The sequence below is a fragment of the Ottowia caeni genome, assembly GCF_050821495.1.
GTDB lineage: Bacteria > Pseudomonadota > Gammaproteobacteria > Burkholderiales > Burkholderiaceae_C > Ottowia > Ottowia caeni.
In genome coordinates this window covers 1,418,824-1,436,016 of sequence record NZ_CP151080.1, presented here as the reverse complement: position 1 = coordinate 1,436,016, position 17,193 = coordinate 1,418,824, and the positions used below count along the sequence as shown (strand labels likewise).

General features: G+C 60.7%; 16 protein-coding genes and 1 pseudogene. 12 read left to right on the top strand and 5 right to left on the bottom strand.

Translation table 11 applies throughout. The features are described 5' to 3' along the window. Positions 1-57 precede the first annotated feature (57 nt). Entirely contained in the window at positions 58-1,011 is a 954-nt protein-coding gene (locus tag AAAK34_RS07020) for an AEC family transporter (RefSeq protein WP_231693433.1), read from the bottom strand. A gap of 300 nt (positions 1,012-1,311) precedes the next feature. Here AAAK34_RS07020 and ribBA point away from each other — a divergent pair, with 300 nt between their 5' ends. The 9 genes and pseudogenes from ribBA to tolA all read left to right on the top strand — a co-directional run. After that, positions 1,312-2,454: a bifunctional 3,4-dihydroxy-2-butanone-4-phosphate synthase/GTP cyclohydrolase II gene (ribBA, locus tag AAAK34_RS07015; RefSeq protein WP_231693434.1), complete on the top strand. Its 1,143-nt coding sequence runs from the start codon at positions 1,312-1,314 to the stop codon at positions 2,452-2,454. A gap of 9 nt (positions 2,455-2,463) precedes the next feature. After that, a complete protein-coding gene (ribH, locus tag AAAK34_RS07010; protein WP_231693435.1) occupies positions 2,464-2,928 on the top strand; it encodes a 6,7-dimethyl-8-ribityllumazine synthase in 465 nt (154 codons plus the stop codon). Next, the gene (gene nusB, locus AAAK34_RS07005) at positions 2,925-3,449 is read left to right on the top strand and encodes a transcription antitermination factor NusB (RefSeq protein WP_231693436.1); all 525 of its coding nucleotides are present in this window, start codon (positions 2,925-2,927) and stop codon (positions 3,447-3,449) included. Before ribH ends, nusB begins: the two co-directional genes overlap by 4 nt. 26 nt (positions 3,450-3,475) lie before the next feature. Next, complete coding sequence (locus AAAK34_RS07000; RefSeq protein WP_231693437.1) at positions 3,476-4,693, top strand: pyridoxal phosphate-dependent aminotransferase; 1,218 nt, start codon at positions 3,476-3,478, stop codon at positions 4,691-4,693. A gap of 20 nt (positions 4,694-4,713) precedes the next feature. Then, the gene (ybgC, locus tag AAAK34_RS06995; RefSeq protein ID WP_231693438.1) at positions 4,714-5,115 is read left to right on the top strand and encodes a tol-pal system-associated acyl-CoA thioesterase; all 402 of its coding nucleotides are present in this window, start codon (positions 4,714-4,716) and stop codon (positions 5,113-5,115) included. Next, the gene (gene tolQ, locus AAAK34_RS06990) at positions 5,112-5,816 is read left to right on the top strand and encodes a protein TolQ (RefSeq protein ID WP_231693439.1); all 705 of its coding nucleotides are present in this window, start codon (positions 5,112-5,114) and stop codon (positions 5,814-5,816) included. Before ybgC ends, tolQ begins: the two co-directional genes overlap by 4 nt. A gap of 4 nt (positions 5,817-5,820) precedes the next feature. Then, complete coding sequence (gene tolR, locus AAAK34_RS06985) at positions 5,821-6,231, top strand: protein TolR (protein WP_231693440.1); 411 nt, start codon at positions 5,821-5,823, stop codon at positions 6,229-6,231. Between the two features lie 31 nt (positions 6,232-6,262). Then, on the top strand, positions 6,263-6,727 hold the full coding sequence (locus AAAK34_RS06980; protein ID WP_431777875.1) for a hypothetical protein: 465 nt from the start codon (positions 6,263-6,265) through the stop codon (positions 6,725-6,727). Then, positions 6,670-7,326 (top strand): annotated as a pseudogene (gene tolA / locus AAAK34_RS06975) (cell envelope integrity protein TolA); the annotation flags it as partial. The gene AAAK34_RS06980 and the pseudogene tolA, both read left to right, overlap by 58 nt. Before the next feature lie 113 nt (positions 7,327-7,439). Here the strand turns inward: tolA and dnaE are convergent. The 3 genes from dnaE to AAAK34_RS06960 form a co-directional block, all read right to left on the bottom strand. Beyond that, the gene (dnaE, locus tag AAAK34_RS06970; RefSeq protein WP_231693442.1) at positions 7,440-10,952 is read right to left on the bottom strand and encodes a DNA polymerase III subunit alpha; all 3,513 of its coding nucleotides are present in this window, start codon (positions 10,950-10,952) and stop codon (positions 7,440-7,442) included. 460 nt (positions 10,953-11,412) lie between these two features. Next, positions 11,413-11,820 (bottom strand): DoxX family protein, encoded by a 408-nt coding sequence (locus tag AAAK34_RS06965; protein WP_231693443.1) that lies wholly within the window; start codon positions 11,818-11,820, stop codon positions 11,413-11,415. Positions 11,821-11,865: 45 nt separating this feature from the next. Then, entirely contained in the window at positions 11,866-12,567 is a 702-nt protein-coding gene (locus AAAK34_RS06960; RefSeq protein WP_231693444.1) for a pirin family protein, read from the bottom strand. Positions 12,568-12,670: 103 nt separating this feature from the next. Between AAAK34_RS06960 and AAAK34_RS06955 the strand changes: the two genes are divergently transcribed. Genes AAAK34_RS06955 through gluQRS form a run of 3 tightly spaced genes read left to right on the top strand, consistent with a single transcriptional unit; the run spans position 12,671 to position 15,696 of the window. Beyond that, positions 12,671-13,606: a LysR family transcriptional regulator gene (locus AAAK34_RS06955; protein ID WP_231693445.1), complete on the top strand. Its 936-nt coding sequence runs from the start codon at positions 12,671-12,673 to the stop codon at positions 13,604-13,606. Further along, the gene (locus AAAK34_RS06950; protein ID WP_231693798.1) at positions 13,579-14,733 is read left to right on the top strand and encodes an FAD-dependent oxidoreductase; all 1,155 of its coding nucleotides are present in this window, start codon (positions 13,579-13,581) and stop codon (positions 14,731-14,733) included. Before AAAK34_RS06955 ends, AAAK34_RS06950 begins: the two co-directional genes overlap by 28 nt. Positions 14,734-14,748: 15 nt before the next feature. Next, on the top strand, positions 14,749-15,696 hold the full coding sequence (gluQRS, locus tag AAAK34_RS06945; protein WP_231693446.1) for a tRNA glutamyl-Q(34) synthetase GluQRS: 948 nt from the start codon (positions 14,749-14,751) through the stop codon (positions 15,694-15,696). A gap of 19 nt (positions 15,697-15,715) precedes the next feature. On the opposite strand, the gene AAAK34_RS06940 is transcribed toward gluQRS, so the two are convergent. Then, positions 15,716-17,176: a potassium transporter TrkG gene (locus AAAK34_RS06940; RefSeq protein ID WP_231693447.1), complete on the bottom strand. Its 1,461-nt coding sequence runs from the start codon at positions 17,174-17,176 to the stop codon at positions 15,716-15,718. Positions 17,177-17,193: the final 17 nt, after the last annotated feature.

Below are 17,193 nucleotides of genomic sequence, written 5' to 3'. Positions count from 1 at the left end.
CGGTTAACCTATTATGCTGAGACGTGACGAAATGTCACGTGTTCGCCGTGAAACTGTCTAGGCCAGCAAAGCCAGCGCGACGGGCACCGTGATCAACGCGATCACGGCCGATACCGCCACGCTGGCGGTGACGAGATCCTCGGCCTTGTGATAACGCTGTGAGAACAGGAAAACGTTCGCGCCTACGGGCAGGGAGGCGGCGACGACCATCACGGCCAGTGGCAGCCCCCGCACACCAAAGGCCCAACCCGCCAACGCCATAAGGATTGGGTGGAGCACGGTCTTCAAAACAGAAATGAGCAGTGCGCCACGCCAATGAGCGCCAATTGCGGTGCCCGCAAGGGTGACACCCACCAATACGAGAGCCACCGGCCCGAAGGCGTCACCCAGGAGCTTGAGGGGGCGCTCAACAATCGGGTGCAGGCCAAGCCCGGTCAGTGCGTACAGAAAGCCCGCGATGATGGGTAACGGGACGGGGTGAAAGATCGCGTTTTTCACGGCCTGTGCGACCGTGGCACCAATGTGACGGCGTGGCCTGCCACCAGCGGCTTCCTGCTCACGCGCCACCAGCAATTCAATGACGACAGTGGCCAGTGTCAGCAGCACCAGCGCGTGCATGGAAATCAGCGTAAACAAATGTACCAGGCCGTCCTCGCCGTAGGCCAGCTGAACCAGGGGTACGCCAATCATGAGCGTATTGCTGAAAATCGCCGCCAGCGCCAACACGGCCGAGCGGCTATTGAGCCCCTGCACGAACAGAAGCGCCAAGAACATCAGGCCGGCGACCACGTAATAGAGAGCCACCGAGCGCAAATCAAGGCGATCCAGCTGCGCGGTGGCCATGCTGCGAAACAGGAGCGCCTGCACCAGCACCAGAAACACAAGATTGGACAAATCTCGTACGGCCTCTCCTCGGATCAGCTTCATCCGCCCGACCAGAAAGCCGATGCCTATCAACACTACGACCGGCAGCAGCGCAGAGAGTACGGGATGATCAAACGACAAAGCCATGCGGAAAACCGTGGGTTGTTAGAGTAGGGCGAAAGACAGTTTGACCGAGGCAATGGGCACAAAGCGCCGATAATGTCACCTTTCCGCTCCAGATCGGCCGGCAAAAGCCCCTGGAGCCTGTCGGACTTGGAGCGCCGCAAGCGAAAATGGGACCCAGCGAGGACAGTTTTTGCAGGATTCGCAGGCTCATAGCCAAGCTATGAGTCAAGAAGAATGTGAAAAATGGACCGCTGCGGCCCATTTGCGGCCGGCGATTTCCAAGTCCGACAGGCTCCTAGAGCCCAGCCAATTGGCAACATCATGAACGCTCCTCTGTCCTACCCCACCCCAGCCGCTCCAACAACCATCGCCCCGGTGGAAGAAATTGTCGCCGAACTCCGCGCTGGCCGCATGGTCATTCTGGTTGATGAAGAAGACCGCGAAAACGAAGGCGATCTGGTGCTCGCCGCCGATCACGTCACCCCTGAGGCGATCAATTTCATGGCGCGCTTCGGCCGCGGGCTCATCTGCCTCACGCTGACGCGCGAGCGTTGTGAGCACATGCAATTGCGCCCCATGGCCACTCGCAATGGCACCAAGTATTCCACCGCATTCACGGTCTCGATCGAGGCTGCCGAAGGCGTGACCACCGGCATCTCGGCCGCCGACCGGGCGCGCACCGTTCAGGCCGCCGTGGCAGCCAATGCACAACCGGACGACCTGGTCCAGCCGGGCCACATCTTCCCCTTGCAAGCAGTGGATGGCGGCGTGCTCATGCGCGCCGGCCACACCGAAGCTGGGTGCGACCTTGCCGCCATGGCCGGATGCTCACCCTCGGCGGTGATCTGCGAGATCATGAAGGATGACGGCACCATGGCTCGCCTGCCCGACCTGCAGGAGTTTGCCGCCACGCATGGCCTGAAAATCGGCACCATTGCCGACCTGATCGAGCACCGCAGCCGCCATGAAACGCTGGTGCAGAAGATCGCCTCCCGCCCGTTGCACACAGCCCAAGGCGAGTTCATGGCTCACGTCTACCGGGACAAACCCAGTGGCGAAGTGCACATGGCGCTGGTGCTGGGAAACTGGTCGCCGGAAGACGCTGTACCCGTGCGCGTACACGAGCCGCTATCGGTGCTCGATGCGCTGGAAGTTGATAGCGGCCTGCACTCCTGGGGCGTGCATGCCAGCTTGCGCCACATCCAGGCAGAAGGCAAGGGCGTGGCCGTGCTGCTGAATTGCGGCGAGGGCTCCGAACAGTTCCTGGCGCACTTCGAAGGCACGGCGCGCGCCGCCCATGCGCCAGAGCGTGGCCGTATGGATCTGCGCAGCTACGGCGTTGGCGCGCAAATCCTGCGGGATTGCGGCGTGCACCGCATGCACCTCATGGGCACCCCTCGGCGCCTGCCCAGCATGTCGGGCGGTTTTGGCCTTGAGGTGGTGGGCTACATCACGAACGACTGAGCATTGAATATGAAAAACGCTAATCAAGGCGCGCTGCCCACACTCGACGGGGAAAATCTCCGCATCGGCATCGTGCAGGCTCGCTTCAACGAAGACGTGACCAACAGCCTTCTGGAGGCTTGCACCGCCGAACTGGCGGCTCTGGGCGTAGCCGACGAGAACATTGAACATGTCACCGTGCCCGGAGCGCTGGAAGTACCGATTGCGCTACAGACGCTGGCACAGTCCGGAAAATTCGACGCACTGGTCGCGCTGGGTTGCATCATCCGGGGTGAAACCTATCACTTCGAACTGGTCGCCAACGAATCAGGCGCTGGCGTTACCCGCGTCACGCTGGAGCAGCGCATTCCAATCGCCAACGCCATTCTGACCACTGAAAACATGGAACAGGCCGTGGCACGCCAAGTCGACAAAGGGCGCGATGCCGCGCGCGTCGCGGTGGAAATGGCCCAGTTGCTGGAGCGCGTTGCATGAACACGGAAGAACCCAGGAACACCGAGAAAAAACCGTCCACTCCTGCCAAGAGCAGTGGCACGCGCAAGTCTTCGACCAAATCGCCGCGTTCTCGCGCGCGCGAGTTCGCCCTGCAGGCGCTCTACCAGCATCTGGTGGGCGGCAGCGATGTGGCCGTGATTGACGTCTTTACACGCGAGTTGCAAGGATTTTCCAAGGCTGACTCCGTTCACTACGACGCACTGCTGCACGGATGCATTGAACTCAAGGACGACCTGGACGCCCTGATCGTGCCCAAGCTGGACCGCAAACTGGCGGAGATCTCGCCCGTTGAGCGCGCTTGCATGTGGATCGGCGCCTACGAGCTCCTGCGCTGCCCCGACGTTCCGTGGAGAGTAGCGCTGAACGAGTGCATCGAACTGGCCAAAGATTTCGGTGGCACCGACGGACACAAATACGTCAACGCGGTGCTCAATGGCATTGCGCCCCAATTGCGCCCGGCCGAAGTACAGGCCGACCGAGCGGCCGTGACGAAGCCGTGAAGATCTGAAGAACCGACCAAGCAGCAATGAAGATTTCAGCGCGAGCCCAGCGCATTGAGCCTTTTTATGTCATGGAAATGGCCAAATCGGCCGCCGCGATTGCCCGCGAGGCCGCCGGCACCGATCAGCCCATGATCTACCTGAACATTGGCGAACCGGACTTCACGGCGCCCGCTCTGGTTCAGGAAGCCGCTGAAAAAGCCATTCGAGAAGGCCGCACCCAATACACCCAGGCCACAGGCCTGCCCCAGTTGCGCGAGCGGATCAGCGACTGGTATGCCCAGCGCTTTGGCGTACAGGTGCCGGCACGGCGGATCATCATCACACCCGGTGCTTCGGGCGCGTTGCAGCTGGCTTGTCTGGCCCTGCTGGACGCCGGCGACGAAATGCTCATGCCGGACCCGAGTTACCCCTGCAACCGACAGTTCGTGAGTGCTGCCGAGGGCCGGGCGGTGTTGCTGCCTGCGTCCGCCGCTGAGCGCTTCCAGCTGAGTGCGAACAAGGTAGAAGAAGCCTGGGGAGCCCGCACGCGCGGCGTGCTGCTGGCCTCGCCTTCCAACCCTACTGGCACCTCCATTCACCCTGACGAATTGCGCCGCATTCATGGCGTGGTGGCCGAGCGCGGCGGCGTCACGATGATCGACGAGATCTACCTCGGCCTCAGCTACGAAGACACCTACAGCCGCAGCGCCTTGGAGCTGGACGACCAGATCATCAGCATCAACAGTTTCAGCAAGTATTTCAACATGACGGGCTGGCGCCTGGGGTGGCTCGTGGTACCCGATGCCCTGGTCGACGTGGTGGAACAGATTGCCCAGCACCTGTTCATTTGCCCAAGCACCATTGCACAGCATGCTGCGCTGGCCTGCTTCGAACCTGAGAGCCTGGCCATTTATGAGAGCCGGCGTGCCGAGTTCAAAGCTCGGCGTGACTGGTTCGTACCTCAACTCGACGCGCTTGGCCTCCGCGTGCCTGTAACACCTGATGGCGCCTTTTACGCTTGGGCCGACTGTACCTCCGCTTGTGACAAGCTGTTCGCGGGTCGCTCCGAATACAATAGCGGCATGCAGATCGCCGGCAGTTGGGAATTAGCCTTCGAACTGATGAAGCACGCACACTTGGCGGTTACGCCTGGGCGCGACTTTGGCCGCGCAGACACGGCGCGGTACATCCGGTTCTCCACTGCCAACTCCATGGCGCAATTGGAGTCCGCCATCGGGCGCCTGCGCACCCTGCTCTCCTGAACTTCGCTACCAGACAGCCTATGGCATTCGAGTTTCCCATCCGCATCTACTGGGAAGACACCGACGCTGGTGGCATCGTTTTCTACGCCAACTATTTGAAGTTCTTCGAGCGCGCGCGCACCGAATGGCTGCGAGCGTTGGGTGTCAGCCAACATTCGCTGCGCGAGACCGAAGGAGGCATGTTTGTCGTCAGTGAAACCAGTGTGAAGTATCACCAACCGGCGCGCCTTGATGATGAACTTATCGTCACTGCCGCGCTCCAAGAAGCGGGCCGCGCAGCGCTGGTCATTGAGCAGCAAGCCACTCACAAGCTGAGCGGCGCGCTGCTTTGCAAGGGCAGCATTCGCATCGGCTGGGTGGACGCGCAAACACTCAAACCGGCGCGCATTCCAGCCGCCATCATCGAACGAATAAAAGCATGAACCAGGATCTCTCCATCATCCAACTCGTGCTGCACGCGAGTTTTGTCGTGCAGCTCGTCATGTTGCTGTTGCTGGCTGTTTCCATAGCCAGCTGGGCCGCGATTTTTCGCAAGATTCGCTCGCTTAAACAGGTCAAGCAGCTCAATGATGATTTTGAACGTGAGTTCTGGTCAGGCACCAGCTTGAACGACCTGTTCGCCGCCGCCGCCCAAAACGCCAGAAACACGGGGCCGATGGAGCGTATTTTTGCCAGCGGCATGCGCGAATACCAGAAGCTTCGCGAGCGTCGCATTCAGGATGCTGGCACGCTACTCGACGGCGCACGCCGGGCCATGCGAGCAAGCTTTCAGCGCGAGATGGACGCCGTGGAATCCAACCTGTCCTTTTTGGCTTCGGTCGGCTCAGTGAGCCCCTATGTCGGACTGTTCGGCACCGTGTGGGGCATCATGCACGCTTTCACAGGACTCGCCAGTCTGCAGCAGGTGACCCTGGCCACCGTGGCACCGGGTATTGCCGAGGCGCTGGTGGCCACCGCCCTGGGCCTTTTCGCCGCCATTCCAGCCGTGATCGCCTACAACCGCTTCGCACGCGACATTGACCGCATTGCCAACAAGCAAGAGACCTTCATAGAAGAGTTCTCCAACATTTTGCAGCGGAACCTGGGCGTGCACATGCAGACCACTTCACCTTCGGGTCACTAAGAGCATGCCCGCCGTCAGCTCACGCGGCCGCGGACGCCGCACGATCAACGAGATCAACATGGTGCCCTTCATCGACGTGATGCTGGTGCTGCTGATCATTTTCATGGTCACGGCACCACTGATCACGCCGGGGGTCATTAATGTTCCCAGTGCGGGGCAGTCGACGAAAGCGCCGGACAAACGCATAGACGTTCAGATTGACGCCGAAGGTCAACTCTCGCTTGGCGGCGAAGTGAAGCTGGAGAAAACCAGCGAGAAAGAAGCCATAGCAGCCATCAAACAGGCACTGAATGAGAACCCTGAAATGCCAGTCATGATTGCCGCCGATAGCGAACTGCGCTACCAGCAGGTTATCAGCATGATGAAGCAATTAAAAGAAGCCGGTGTGCAACGTGTTGGCCTCGCAGTGAAGTAAGCGGCCGCCCTATTCCCGTACCTTGCCAGCCATGAACGCCGTCACCAACGAACGCACTGAGTTCGCCCCGCCACCGCAGGGAGGAATGACGCGCGCCATGGTGCTGGCCCTGATCGCCCACCTGTTGCTGATTCTGGCCCTGACCTGGGGAGTTCAATGGCGGAATGATCCCCAGGACGATGCGGTAGAAGCAGAGCTGTGGGCACCCACGGTGCAGCGCGCTGCCCCAAAGGCCGCGCCTAAACCCCCGGAAACCATTCCAGAACCTCCCCCCGCACCGCCACCCAAGCCTGCACCTAGACCCGAGCCCGCAGTCAAGACTCCCCCGCCTCCGCCAGCCAAACCGGCGGTGGACGAAGAGCGAGAGGCCGAGATCGCCTTGGCGCAGAAGAAGAAAAAGAAGAGGAAGCGCGTCGAAAGGCTGCCGAAGCGCGTGAAGAAAAGCGCCGCGAGGAAGAACGTGAGCGCAAGGAACTGGCGCAGAAAAAAGCGGTAGAAGAAAAACGCCGCAAGGAACTGGCGGCCAAGGAAGCTGCCGAGGAAAGAGCCGCAGAGAAGAAAGCTGCTGAAAAGAAAGAGGCGGAAGAAGCGCGCCGCAAGGAAGTCGCGGCCAAGGCAGCAGCGGAGAAGAAGGCAGCGGAGAAAAAGGCCGCCGAGGCCAAAGCTCAGGCGGCACGTGAGGCGAAGGAATCTGACGCTCGCCGCAAAGCGGAGCTGACACGCCTGGCCAAACTCGCTGGCAGTGCTGACAGCGAAGGAGGCACCTCTGCGAGCGGACGCGGCAACGGCAAAGGAAAAGAGGGTGGCAATGACGAGCGGGATGCGGGCCCGTCATCCACCTATGCCGGGCGGATTCGCGCTGCGGTACGGCCCAACATTGTGTTCTCTGACAATGTACCGGGGAATCCCACAGCCGAAGTCGAGGTTCGCACCGGACCGACTGGCCTCATCATCAGCAAGCGCATCATTAAATCCAGCGGCGTGGCGAGTTGGGACAATGCCGTGCTGCGGGCGCTTGACCGGACTGAGAAGCTCCCTTCGGACAATGGGCGGTATTGGAACCCGATGGTGATGGAGTTCAAGCTGAGGGACTGAGGCCTGGTCACCCTAAAAACGGCTGCATTGCCAAGCTGGAGCTTGGCGGTCCCAGGATCAGTGCAGCCCGGAAAAGGCTGCGGCGCCTCTCCAGCCGACGCGCAGGGCCGAGATCAGGACTCGTACACAATCGTCGCTCGGCCCTCATCCGCCTGCGCCATCCAACTAGCTAACGCGGCGTCGCTTGGGAAAAAGCGTGCTTCCGCCCCAAGTTCCAGTTGCGCCATGACGCCTTTGATGCCGCTCTGCCCTTCCTGGCGTCGCTCCAGCAGCAAACGCACCGGAAGGCCCTGAAGCAGTTCACCATGCTCGGTCACTTCAACTTTGGGCGGATACTCAGCCAGCAAACGCTTCACGTCAGGCGCCTGGCCGTTCACCGCCACCCGCAAAAACTTGCCAAAGCGGCAACGCGCAGTGGGCAGGTCCCACACTTGCGTGATCGTGACCTGCACGCCACCTGAAAAACGATCCGGCTGAACTTTACCCATGGCAATGATGAGCTCGTCGTCCTTGAACAGGTTTCTATGCTGGTTGATGAGCGACTCTTCGGCGCGGGCTTCGATCACGCCGGATTTGTCGTCGAGCTTGAACAAGGCGAGCTTGCCACGGTGGCCGTTGATGACTCGAAAATCGCCCACGATGCCGGTCATGAGCTGGGGCTCGCGGCTGTCGGTCAGGTCGTCAATGCGACGCCGCACGAACTGCCGCACTTCGCGCTCAACCTCATCGAACAAGTGCCCCGAGAGATAAAAGCCGATAGCGGTTTTTTCCAGCGAGAGACGTTCTTTCACGCCCCAAGGGGTGACCTGCACCAGATCGGGCTCCTGACTCACCGATCCATGGCCGTCGTCGAGCATGTCGAACAGGCCGCCCTGGTTGGCATTGGCTGCGCAGGCCGCACCGTATTCGAAAGCGAGATCGAGCGAGGCGGAGAGCGCTGCACGGTTCATTTGCAGTGAGTCGAAGGCGCCGGCCCGAATGAGAGCTTCCACCGTGCGCTTGTTGACACGCGTACGATCCACCCTATTGCAGAAATCAAAGAGGCTCTTGAACGGGCCAGACTCGCCACCGGCAAGTGCGGTACCCCGGCCTTCGCGCGCCGCAATAATGGCCTCGATCGCCTGTTCGCCTGTACCTTTAATGGCCCCCAAGCCGTAACGGATCAACTTGTCGCTGATGGGCTCGAACCGATAGGTGCCGCGATTGACGTCTGGCGGCTCGAAGGTGATGCCTTCGCGGAGCGCGTCTTCGTACAACACCTTGAGCTTGTCGGTGTTGTCCATTTCCACGGTCATGTTGGCGCAGTAGAACTCCGCCGTGTAATGCGCTTTGAGCCAGGCCGTGTGATAGGCCAGCAGCGAGTAAGCAGCAGCGTGCGATTTGTTGAAACCGTAGCCCGCAAACTTCTCCATCAAGTCGAAGATCTCGTCGGCCTTCGCTTCGCTGATGTCGTTCTTGGCGGCACCTTTGCGAAAGATCTCGCGGTGCTCGGCCATCTCCTCGGCTTTCTTCTTACCCATGGCGCGGCGCAGCAAGTCGGCGCCGCCCAGGCTGTAACCGCCCAGGATCTGCGCGGTCTGCATGACCTGCTCCTGATAGACCATGATGCCGTAGGTCTCGCTTAGCATGTCGGCCACCAGCGGGTGCGGATACTCCACGGTTTCGCGCCCGTGCTTTCGGGCCACGAAGCTGGGGATCAGGTCCATCGGGCCGGGGCGATACAGCGCGTTGAGGGCAATCAAGTCTTCCAGACGCGTCGGCTTGGCATCGCGCAACATGCCCTGCATGCCGCGACTTTCAAACTGGAACACAGCTTCCGTGCGGCCATCCTGGAAAAGTCTGTAGGTCTTGGCATCTTCCAGGGGAATATTCTCGAACGCGAAATTTTCCTGACCCGGATGACGGCGAATGATCAGCTCCTTGGCGATTTCGAGAATCGTCAGGGTGGCCAGACCCAAGAAGTCGAACTTGACGAGACCGACCGCCTCCACGTCGTCTTTGTCGTACTGGCTCACGGCCGACTCGCTGCCTGGCTGCTGGTAGAGAGGGCAGAAGTCTGTCAGCTTGCCCGGCGCGATCAGCACGCCCCCGGCGTGCATGCCGATGTTGCGGGTCATGCCCTCCAGCTTCTGAGCAAGATCCAGCAAGGTCTTGACTTCGTCCTCTTTCTCATAGCGCTCGGCGAGAATCGGCTCGACCTTCATCGCGCCGTCAATGGTGATGTGCTGGCCGGGTTTGTTGGGTATGAGTTTGCTGATGCCGTCGCAGAACATGTAGCTCATGTCGAGCACGCGGCCTACATCGCGAATGGCGGCGCGTGCGGCCATGGTGCCAAAGGTGGCAATCTGGCTCACCGCGTTCTTGCCGTACTTGTCCTTCACATAATCGATGACGCGGTCTCGGTTGGCCTGGCAGAAATCAATATCGAAGTCGGGCATGCTGACCCGCTCCGGGTTCAGGAAACGTTCAAACAGGAGCTTGTAGCGCAGCGGGTCGAGGTCGGTGATCTTCAGTGCATAGGCCACCAGGGAGCCAGCGCCGGAACCCCGCCCCGGCCCCACTGGGCAGCCATTCTTCTTGGCCCAGTTGATGAAGTCGCCCACAATAAGAAAGTAGCCCGGAAAGCCCATCTTCAAGATGGTCGCAATCTCGAAGTCCAGCCGCTCCACGTAACGCGGCGTGTGCTCCGCGCGTTCTGCCTCATTCGGGTAGAGGTGCGCCAGACGCTCCTGCAATCCCTCATGCGAAGCGACGCGGAAATACTCTCCGATCGGCATGCCGCCAGGCGTCGGAAAATCAGGCAACTGAGGTTTTCCCAACGTCAGCGTGAGGTTGCAGCGGCGCGCGATTTCTGCGGAGTTGGCTAGCGCAGAAGGCACATCGGCGAAGAGCGCCTGCATCTCTTGCTGCGTTTTGAAATATTGCTCCGGCGTGAAACGCCGCACACGCCGAGGGTTGCCAAGAATCTCGCCTTCAGCAATGCACACGCGCGCCTCATGCGCCTCGTAATCATGAGCATGCTGGAACTGGATGGGGTGCGTGGCCACCACGGGGAGCTGCAAACGCGCTGCCAGTTGCACGGCGGCGGCCACGTGGGCCTCGTCGTCAGGCCGGCCAGTCCGCTGCAGTTCCAGAAAAAAACGGTGCGGGAAAATCTCCGCCAACGTCAGCGCGGTCTCGCTGGCACCGGCAGCGTCATTTCGCATCAGGGCCTGCCCGACCGGCCCAGCTTGCGCGCCTGATAATGCCAGCAAACCGTCGGCCAACTCGCGCAGCCAGTCCCAAGTGACGACCGCCTGCGACTTGACCATGCCCTGCGTCCAGGCTCTTGCCAGTAACTCCGACAGATTCAAATACCCTTGGTGACTCTGCGCCAGCAGCAGCACGCGTGAAAGCACGCCCTTGTCGGCGCCCGCACCTTCCAGCAATACCTCGGTCCCTATGATCGGCTTGACGCCCGCTGAACGGGCTGCCTTGTAAAACTTGATGGCTCCAAAAAGATTGCCAAAGTCCGTGATGGCCAAGGCCGGCTGACCGTCGGAGGCCGCAGCCTTGACAACATCATCGACCCGATTGGTGCCATCAATGACCGAAAACTCGGTGTGCAAACGCAGGTGAACAAACATGGGAGCTTCAATAAAACAGACTGCGCCTTAGCAAAGGCGCATGAATCGACCTCGGGATGCCCTGCATAACTCCCTGCGGTCGGTGGCAGCACGGCCTCGGGCGATCCGCTGCGTTGCTTTTCTTGCCAATAGCTGGGCTATTGGCTGCAAAAAGACGCCTTGCGCCTCATCCCGATCCGCACTACCACCGACTCGCGAGGGTTATGCAAGGACATCCCTAGCATTGCGCGCATGGCCGCCCAGGGCGCGCCACATCGGGGAGACTTTGGACAGGCTCCTAGCGCAGACCCGATGGCGGAATCCAAAAATATACCCTGTTCCGCGGCTAAACGAACAGTTCTGACGGACATCCCTGTGACCTGTAGTGTCCTGCGGCCCCCCAGAAACGCGAAAACCGCGCCTCGGCGCGGTTTTCTTTGGAGGCTCAAGAGCCGCCATGGCTCCTGATCCAACGATTGCGTCAGTTTTTGTTCTGACCATCCAGGCTGAATGCGCCAGCGCCGAATGCCGCGAAAGCCAGCAGGCCGCCTACGATACCAAGGTTCTTGCCGAACATGAGGGACTGCATCATTTGCTGTTCAGCCGGCATAGCCCAGTAGTTGTGGAAGAAGAAGGCTGCCGCCGCGGTGAACAGGGCGAGAGCCAAAGCAGCCCAACGTGTCTTGAAGCCCACCAGCAGCAGCAAGCCGCAACCCAGTTCTACCAAGATGGCGATCACGACACCCACTTCAGGCATGGGCAACCCGACGGACGAAATATAGCCGGCGGTGCCTTTGAATCCGGCGATCTTGCTAAAGCCCGCAGGAATGAACAGATAGGCCAGCAGAATACGGCCGATGAGAGCCAAAGGGTTTTGTAGTGCAGTCACGAGAGTCTCCTAGGGAGTGGGTTAAAAAAGAAAAAACAGAAACTATTAGGGCGCTAAATCAAAGACCAGCACCTCTGCATCTTTGCCACTTTCCAGCGCGATCTGGCGCTCGCCTTCAAGTAAGGCAGCGTCTCCCGCAACCAGCGGTGTACCGTTGACGTTCAGCCTTCCGCGCACCAGATGCACATATGCCTTGCGCGCGGGATCCAGCGCGAGTATGGCGGTTTCGGTGCCATTGAACAAACCGGCGTACATGGACGCATCGGCGTGAATTTTTACCGCCCCCTCGGCGGGCTGATTTGATGCCACCAGCTTGAGTTGGCCGCGCTTGCTTGCGGCTGGCACGGTAATCTGCTCGTAGCCGGGTTCGATACCGGTCACATTGGGGAGAATCCAGATCTGCAGAAAATGCGTGGTCTGCCCTTCAGCGTGGTTGAACTCGCTGTGCATGACACCAGTGCCCGCGCTCATGCGCTGCACATCTCCTGGTGGAATGCCTTTGACGTTGCCCATGCTGTCTTTGTGCGCGAGGTTGCCCTCCAGCACATAGCTGATGATTTCCATGTCGCGGTGGCCGTGCGCACCGAAACCGGTGCCGGGTGCAATGCGGTCTTCATTGATCACGCGCAGGTTGCCCCAACCCATGTGCTCCGGGTCGTAATAGCCTGCGAAAGAAAAGCTGTGGAATGATTTCAGCCACCCGTGGTCAGCGAAACCCCGGTCTTGCGATTTGCGAACAGTGAGCATGTCATCTCTCCTTTGAGTAGGTACTTTAGGCAATTCAAGGCCTTCTGAAACCGCATCAAATTGATGGCATCATTCAAATATTCTGAATGCTTATGGACTGACCATGCAAAACCCAACCGATGTCCTGACGCCGGACGCGTTTCGCATTCTCAACGCCATCGCCGACGCAGGCAGCTTTGCAGGAGCAGCGCGCGTACTGGGGGTGGTGCCCAGCACCCTCACCTATCGGGTGCGCCAGATCGAGGATGCGCTGGATGTTCTGCTTTTCGACCGCAGCTCCCGTCAAGCCAAGCCCACCGCCGCCGGCAACGAGTTGTTGCGCCAAGGTCAGCGCCTGCGCGGAGAGGTAGAGGCCGTGGTGAACCGCGTCAAGCGCGTGGCTACCGGCTGGGAGCCTCAGTTGACGATTGCCATAGACGGACTGATCTCCCACCCAGCCGTGATGGAACTGGCTTGCGATTTCTTCAGCCTGAATCCGCCCACCCAACTGCGCCTGCGCGACGAAGTTCTTAGCGGCACCGTGGGCGCCCTGGCCTCCGGACGGGCAGACTTGGCGCTAGGCGCCATACTGGAGCCTTCCAGCGCTGCTGGCCTGAAGGCCAAACCGCTCGGTACCGTGCGCTTCGTTTATGCGGTGGCACCGCATCATCCCCTGGCCAGCTTGCCCGAACCCATCGGCGATGCTGAACTGCAAAAACACCGCGCCGTCGTGGTGTCCGACTCAACCCATAGCGCCATCACGCAATCGTTCGGCCTGCTCGAAGGCCAGGAAAGCTTCGTGGTCAGCAGTGTTGCCGCCAAGCTCGATGCGCAGTTGCGCGGATTGGGGGCTGGCTTCCTTTCAGAACCCATGGCACGCCCGTACCTCGAAACAGGTCGACTGGTCCGCCGTCAAGTGGAGCGCAGCACGCGCGAGATCAGCCTGTCTTATGCCTGGCGTGCAAGCGGCACGCCAGGCAAGGCTCTCGCGTGGTGGTTAACGCAACTGGAACGCCCCATTACGCGCCGCGCATTGCTGGAGCAGCATCGGGGCGTGTAGAGTGGAGGCTGGCACACCATCAACTCAGGCTAAGCGAAAGAACAACTGTGAAAAATCGCACTACTCCCGAACCGCGCCGCATAGCCATTGTTGGGGCCGGCATGGCCGGCTTGGCCTGCGCCCGCACACTGGCACAGGCCGGCGAACAGGTCACCGTATTCGAGGCGGCCAGCGTACCTGGCGGCCGCGTATCCACTTACGATTCGCCCTTTGGCGGGTTCGACACTGGAGCGCAGTACTTCACCGTACGCGATAAACGCTTTGCCAAGACACTGGAAACCACGGTCCCTGGCCTAGCCCGGCGCTGGAGCGCCAATGCCGTACGCGTTCTTGACGCCAGCGGCCGCTTGGTGGAAGCATCTCAGCCCCGCCGCGAGCCCCACTGGGTGCCATCGCCTGCAATGGCGGAGTTGCCTCGCCGCTGGGCTGCCCCATTGCTGGCTCAGGGCCAGGTGCTGACCGGCACCCGCGTCAAGCAGTTGCAACACGACGCTCTGGACGCCACGCGCTGGCAGCTTCACACCGAAAACACTGACGGCGGCCAGCAAGTGTTCGGCGGTTTCGATGCCGTCGTGCTGGCTTTGCCGACAGCGGATGTCCGGCGCTTGCTTTCCTCCGTCCCGACATCTGCTCCCTTGGCCAAGCGCATCGAATCCGTGCAAATGGCCCCGTGCTGGGCCCTGATGATCGCTTTCCCGAACGCCTCCCAGCCTGACCTGCAAACCCTTGGCCCGCAATGGAATGCCGCGCGCAGCACGCATCATCGCGTGGCGTGGCTGGCGCGCGAATCGTCCAAGCCGGGGCGCGAGCCCATTGAGCGCTGGACCGTGCATGCCAGTGCGCCGTGGTCAACGGAACACGAGCGTGATGATCCAGCACGCGCTGGCGCCAAGCTTCTGAAGGCGTTCACAGAAATCACGGGCATCCGTGCAACGCCTGCCTGGACGCAGGCTGTGCTCTGGCGCCAGGCGCGAACCATCGAACCGCTTGGTGAGGCATTCGTTTGGGACCCAGATCTTCGCCTGGGCCTGGCTGGCGACTGGTGCCAGGGACACCGCATGGAAGATGCCTTCATTTCCGGGCTGGAACTCGCACTTCATCTGGTAAAGCCCGGCAAGAAGCGCTGAGGGTCAGACTGCTCAATGTATGTCGGCCGCTTCGCTCCTTCGCCCACCGGACCACTGCATGCAGGCTCTCTGGTGGCCGCACTGGCGAGCTGGCTGGATGCACGCGCCCATGGCGGGCGCTGGCTGGTGCGCATCGAAGACGTGGATACCCCGCGTTGTGTGCCTGGGGCTGACACACTCATTCTGCAACAGCTCTCGGCCTGCTGCCTTTACCCGGACGAGCCACCACTTTGGCAATCGAACCGGGGCGGGTTGTATCAGCAAGCGCTTGATCAACTTATAGCGCAGGATCTTGCGTATTCGTGCTCCTGTTCACGCAAAGACATTGAAGCAACGCACACCGCGCGGGGTGTGTTGCGAGTGCGTGGCCGCGAGCTTCCCTACCCCGGAACCTGCCGGCCAGAGAACAACCCTACGCACAGACCCGACGGCCGCCCGGCGCGTGCATGGCGTTTTCACACGGCCCGTGCAGCCCTTAGAATGCCAGCCACGGCGGGGGCTTGCGCCCTGGAGAACGGCATCATCAAGTGGCACGACCGTCGCCTTGGCGCGCAGCAGCAGAACGTTGAATCAGCGGTAGGAGATTTCATTCTCAAGCGTGCAGACGGCTTATGGGCGTATCAGCTTGCCGTGGTGGTTGATGATGCCGCGCAAAGCATCACGCACGTAGTGCGTGGAGAGGATCTGGCAGACAACACCCCTCGGCAGATATTGCTACAGCACGCACTAGGAGTGCCGACACCAGCATACCTGCACACCCCGCTGGTGCTGGCCAAAGATGGCGAAAAACTCAGTAAGCAGAACGGAGCAGAAGCGCTTGACCTTACCGATCCGCTTCGCACCTTGGCGCAAGCTGCGAAGCACCTGAACCTAAGGCCGCCCGAAGATGAGGACAGTCTGCCGGATGCGCTTGCCAGGTGGGTTCGGGAGTGGGTTGAGGCGGGAATGGGCAGGTTGGGTTGAGCCTGTGCTGCCGCTCGCTCTACCTACGCCAGAACTGCGGCGTGAACAGCACCAGCACCGAGAGCAACTCGAGCCGCCCAAGCAGCATGGCCAGACTGCAAACCCAGATCTGAAAATCATTCATCCCACCATAATTTCCCGAAGGCCCCACCTGCCCCATGCCAGGCCCGATGTTGTTGAGGCAACCGATCACGGCGGTGAAGGCAGTCACCACGTCAAGACCTGAGGCCAGCATGAGCATGGTCAAGCCCACCATGACGCCCCCATAGATCAGCATGAAGGCCATCACGGCGCTAATGACGTCTTGCGGCACCGCCATACGACCAAGCGCTACCGGGTGAACCACTCGCGGATGAATGATGCGCAACAGCTCGCGTTGTGCCACCCTCACCAACACCAGCATGCGCACCAGCTTGATGCCCCCGCCCGTGGAACCTGCGCACGACACGAAGCAGCCCAGAAACAACAACAGCACCGGCACGAAGGTCGGCCAAAGGAGATAGTCTGTGGTGGCGTAGCCCGTGGTCGTGCTCACTGAAACCACCTGAAAGGCAGCTTGCCTCAGGGAAGTCTCCAGATCCGGATAAAACTCTCCACCCAGCAGCATCAAGGTAATCAGGACTGTCGCCAGCAACATGATGCTGAAATAGGCACGCACCTCGGTGTCGCGCACCACGGGCGCCAGTGAGCGCTGCTGCCACAGTACAAAGTAGCGGGCAAAGCTGATGCCTGAGAGTGCCATGAACACAATGGCTGTCCACTCCAACTGCGGCGAGTTCCAGAATCCGAAGCTCTTGTCGTGAGAAGACAGCCCCCCCAACCCCACCGTGGTGCACATGTGCATGAAGGCGTCCGGCCAGCTCATGCCCCCGGCACGGTAGGCCAACATGCACGCGGCGGAAAGAACAAAGTACACCCCCCAAAGCCCTCGCGCGGTTTCCGCCAGGCGAGGTGTCAGGCGCTGCTCCTTCATGGGGCCGGGCATCTCTGCCTTATAGAGTTGCATGCCGCCCAAGCCCAGAAATGGCAAGATCGCGACGGCCAGCAGCATGATGCCCAGGCCACCCACCAACTGGAGAAAACAGCGCCAGATATTGACTGAGGTTGCCAGCAAGTCCACACCCGCCAGCGTGGTAGCCCCCGTGGCGCTCAAACCGCTCATGGCCTCGAAATAGGCATCGGTCCAGCTGATGCCGTTCACAACGAACATCAGCGGCAGGGCGGCATAGGCCGGCAACACCACCCACACCAGGGTCACCAGCAGAAAGCCGTCGCGTACGGTCAGCTCATCCCGATTTTCCCGGTTGCGCACCCACAACCATGCGCCGGTGGCGAGCGTGAACATAAAGCACCAGGCCCACACCTTCCAGTTGCGCCCGTCCTCCAGGAACCAGTCCCAGGCCATCGGCACCAGAAAGGCGAACGAAAAGCCCATGACCACCCACGAGAGAACCAAAAAGGTTGCGGCAAAACGCTTCATTCTGAAAAACCCATTTC

Bases quoted from the DNA above. Each gene is read 5' to 3' on its own strand.
- AAAK34_RS06955 (WP_231693445.1), top strand. From the start codon at position 12,671: ATGCAAAACCCAACCGATGTCCTGACGCCGGACGCGTTTCGCATTCTC.
- AAAK34_RS06940 (WP_231693447.1), bottom strand. From the start codon at position 17,176: ATGAAGCGTTTTGCCGCAACCTTTTTGGTTCTCTCGTGGGTGGTCATG.
- tolQ (WP_231693439.1), top strand. From the start codon at position 5,112: ATGAACCAGGATCTCTCCATCATCCAACTCGTGCTGCACGCGAGTTTT.
- AAAK34_RS07000 (WP_231693437.1), top strand. From the start codon at position 3,476: ATGAAGATTTCAGCGCGAGCCCAGCGCATTGAGCCTTTTTATGTCATG.
- nusB (WP_231693436.1), top strand. From the start codon at position 2,925: ATGAACACGGAAGAACCCAGGAACACCGAGAAAAAACCGTCCACTCCT.
- AAAK34_RS06960 (WP_231693444.1), bottom strand. From the start codon at position 12,567: ATGCTCACTGTTCGCAAATCGCAAGACCGGGGTTTCGCTGACCACGGG.
- ybgC (WP_231693438.1), top strand. From the start codon at position 4,714: ATGGCATTCGAGTTTCCCATCCGCATCTACTGGGAAGACACCGACGCT.
- tolR (WP_231693440.1), top strand. From the start codon at position 5,821: ATGCCCGCCGTCAGCTCACGCGGCCGCGGACGCCGCACGATCAACGAG.
- gluQRS (WP_231693446.1), top strand. From the start codon at position 14,749: ATGTATGTCGGCCGCTTCGCTCCTTCGCCCACCGGACCACTGCATGCA.
- dnaE (WP_231693442.1), bottom strand. From the start codon at position 10,952: ATGTTTGTTCACCTGCGTTTGCACACCGAGTTTTCGGTCATTGATGGC.
- ribH (WP_231693435.1), top strand. From the start codon at position 2,464: ATGAAAAACGCTAATCAAGGCGCGCTGCCCACACTCGACGGGGAAAAT.
- AAAK34_RS07020 (WP_231693433.1), bottom strand. From the start codon at position 1,011: ATGGCTTTGTCGTTTGATCATCCCGTACTCTCTGCGCTGCTGCCGGTC.
- AAAK34_RS06980 (WP_431777875.1), top strand. From the start codon at position 6,263: ATGAACGCCGTCACCAACGAACGCACTGAGTTCGCCCCGCCACCGCAG.
- ribBA (WP_231693434.1), top strand. From the start codon at position 1,312: ATGAACGCTCCTCTGTCCTACCCCACCCCAGCCGCTCCAACAACCATC.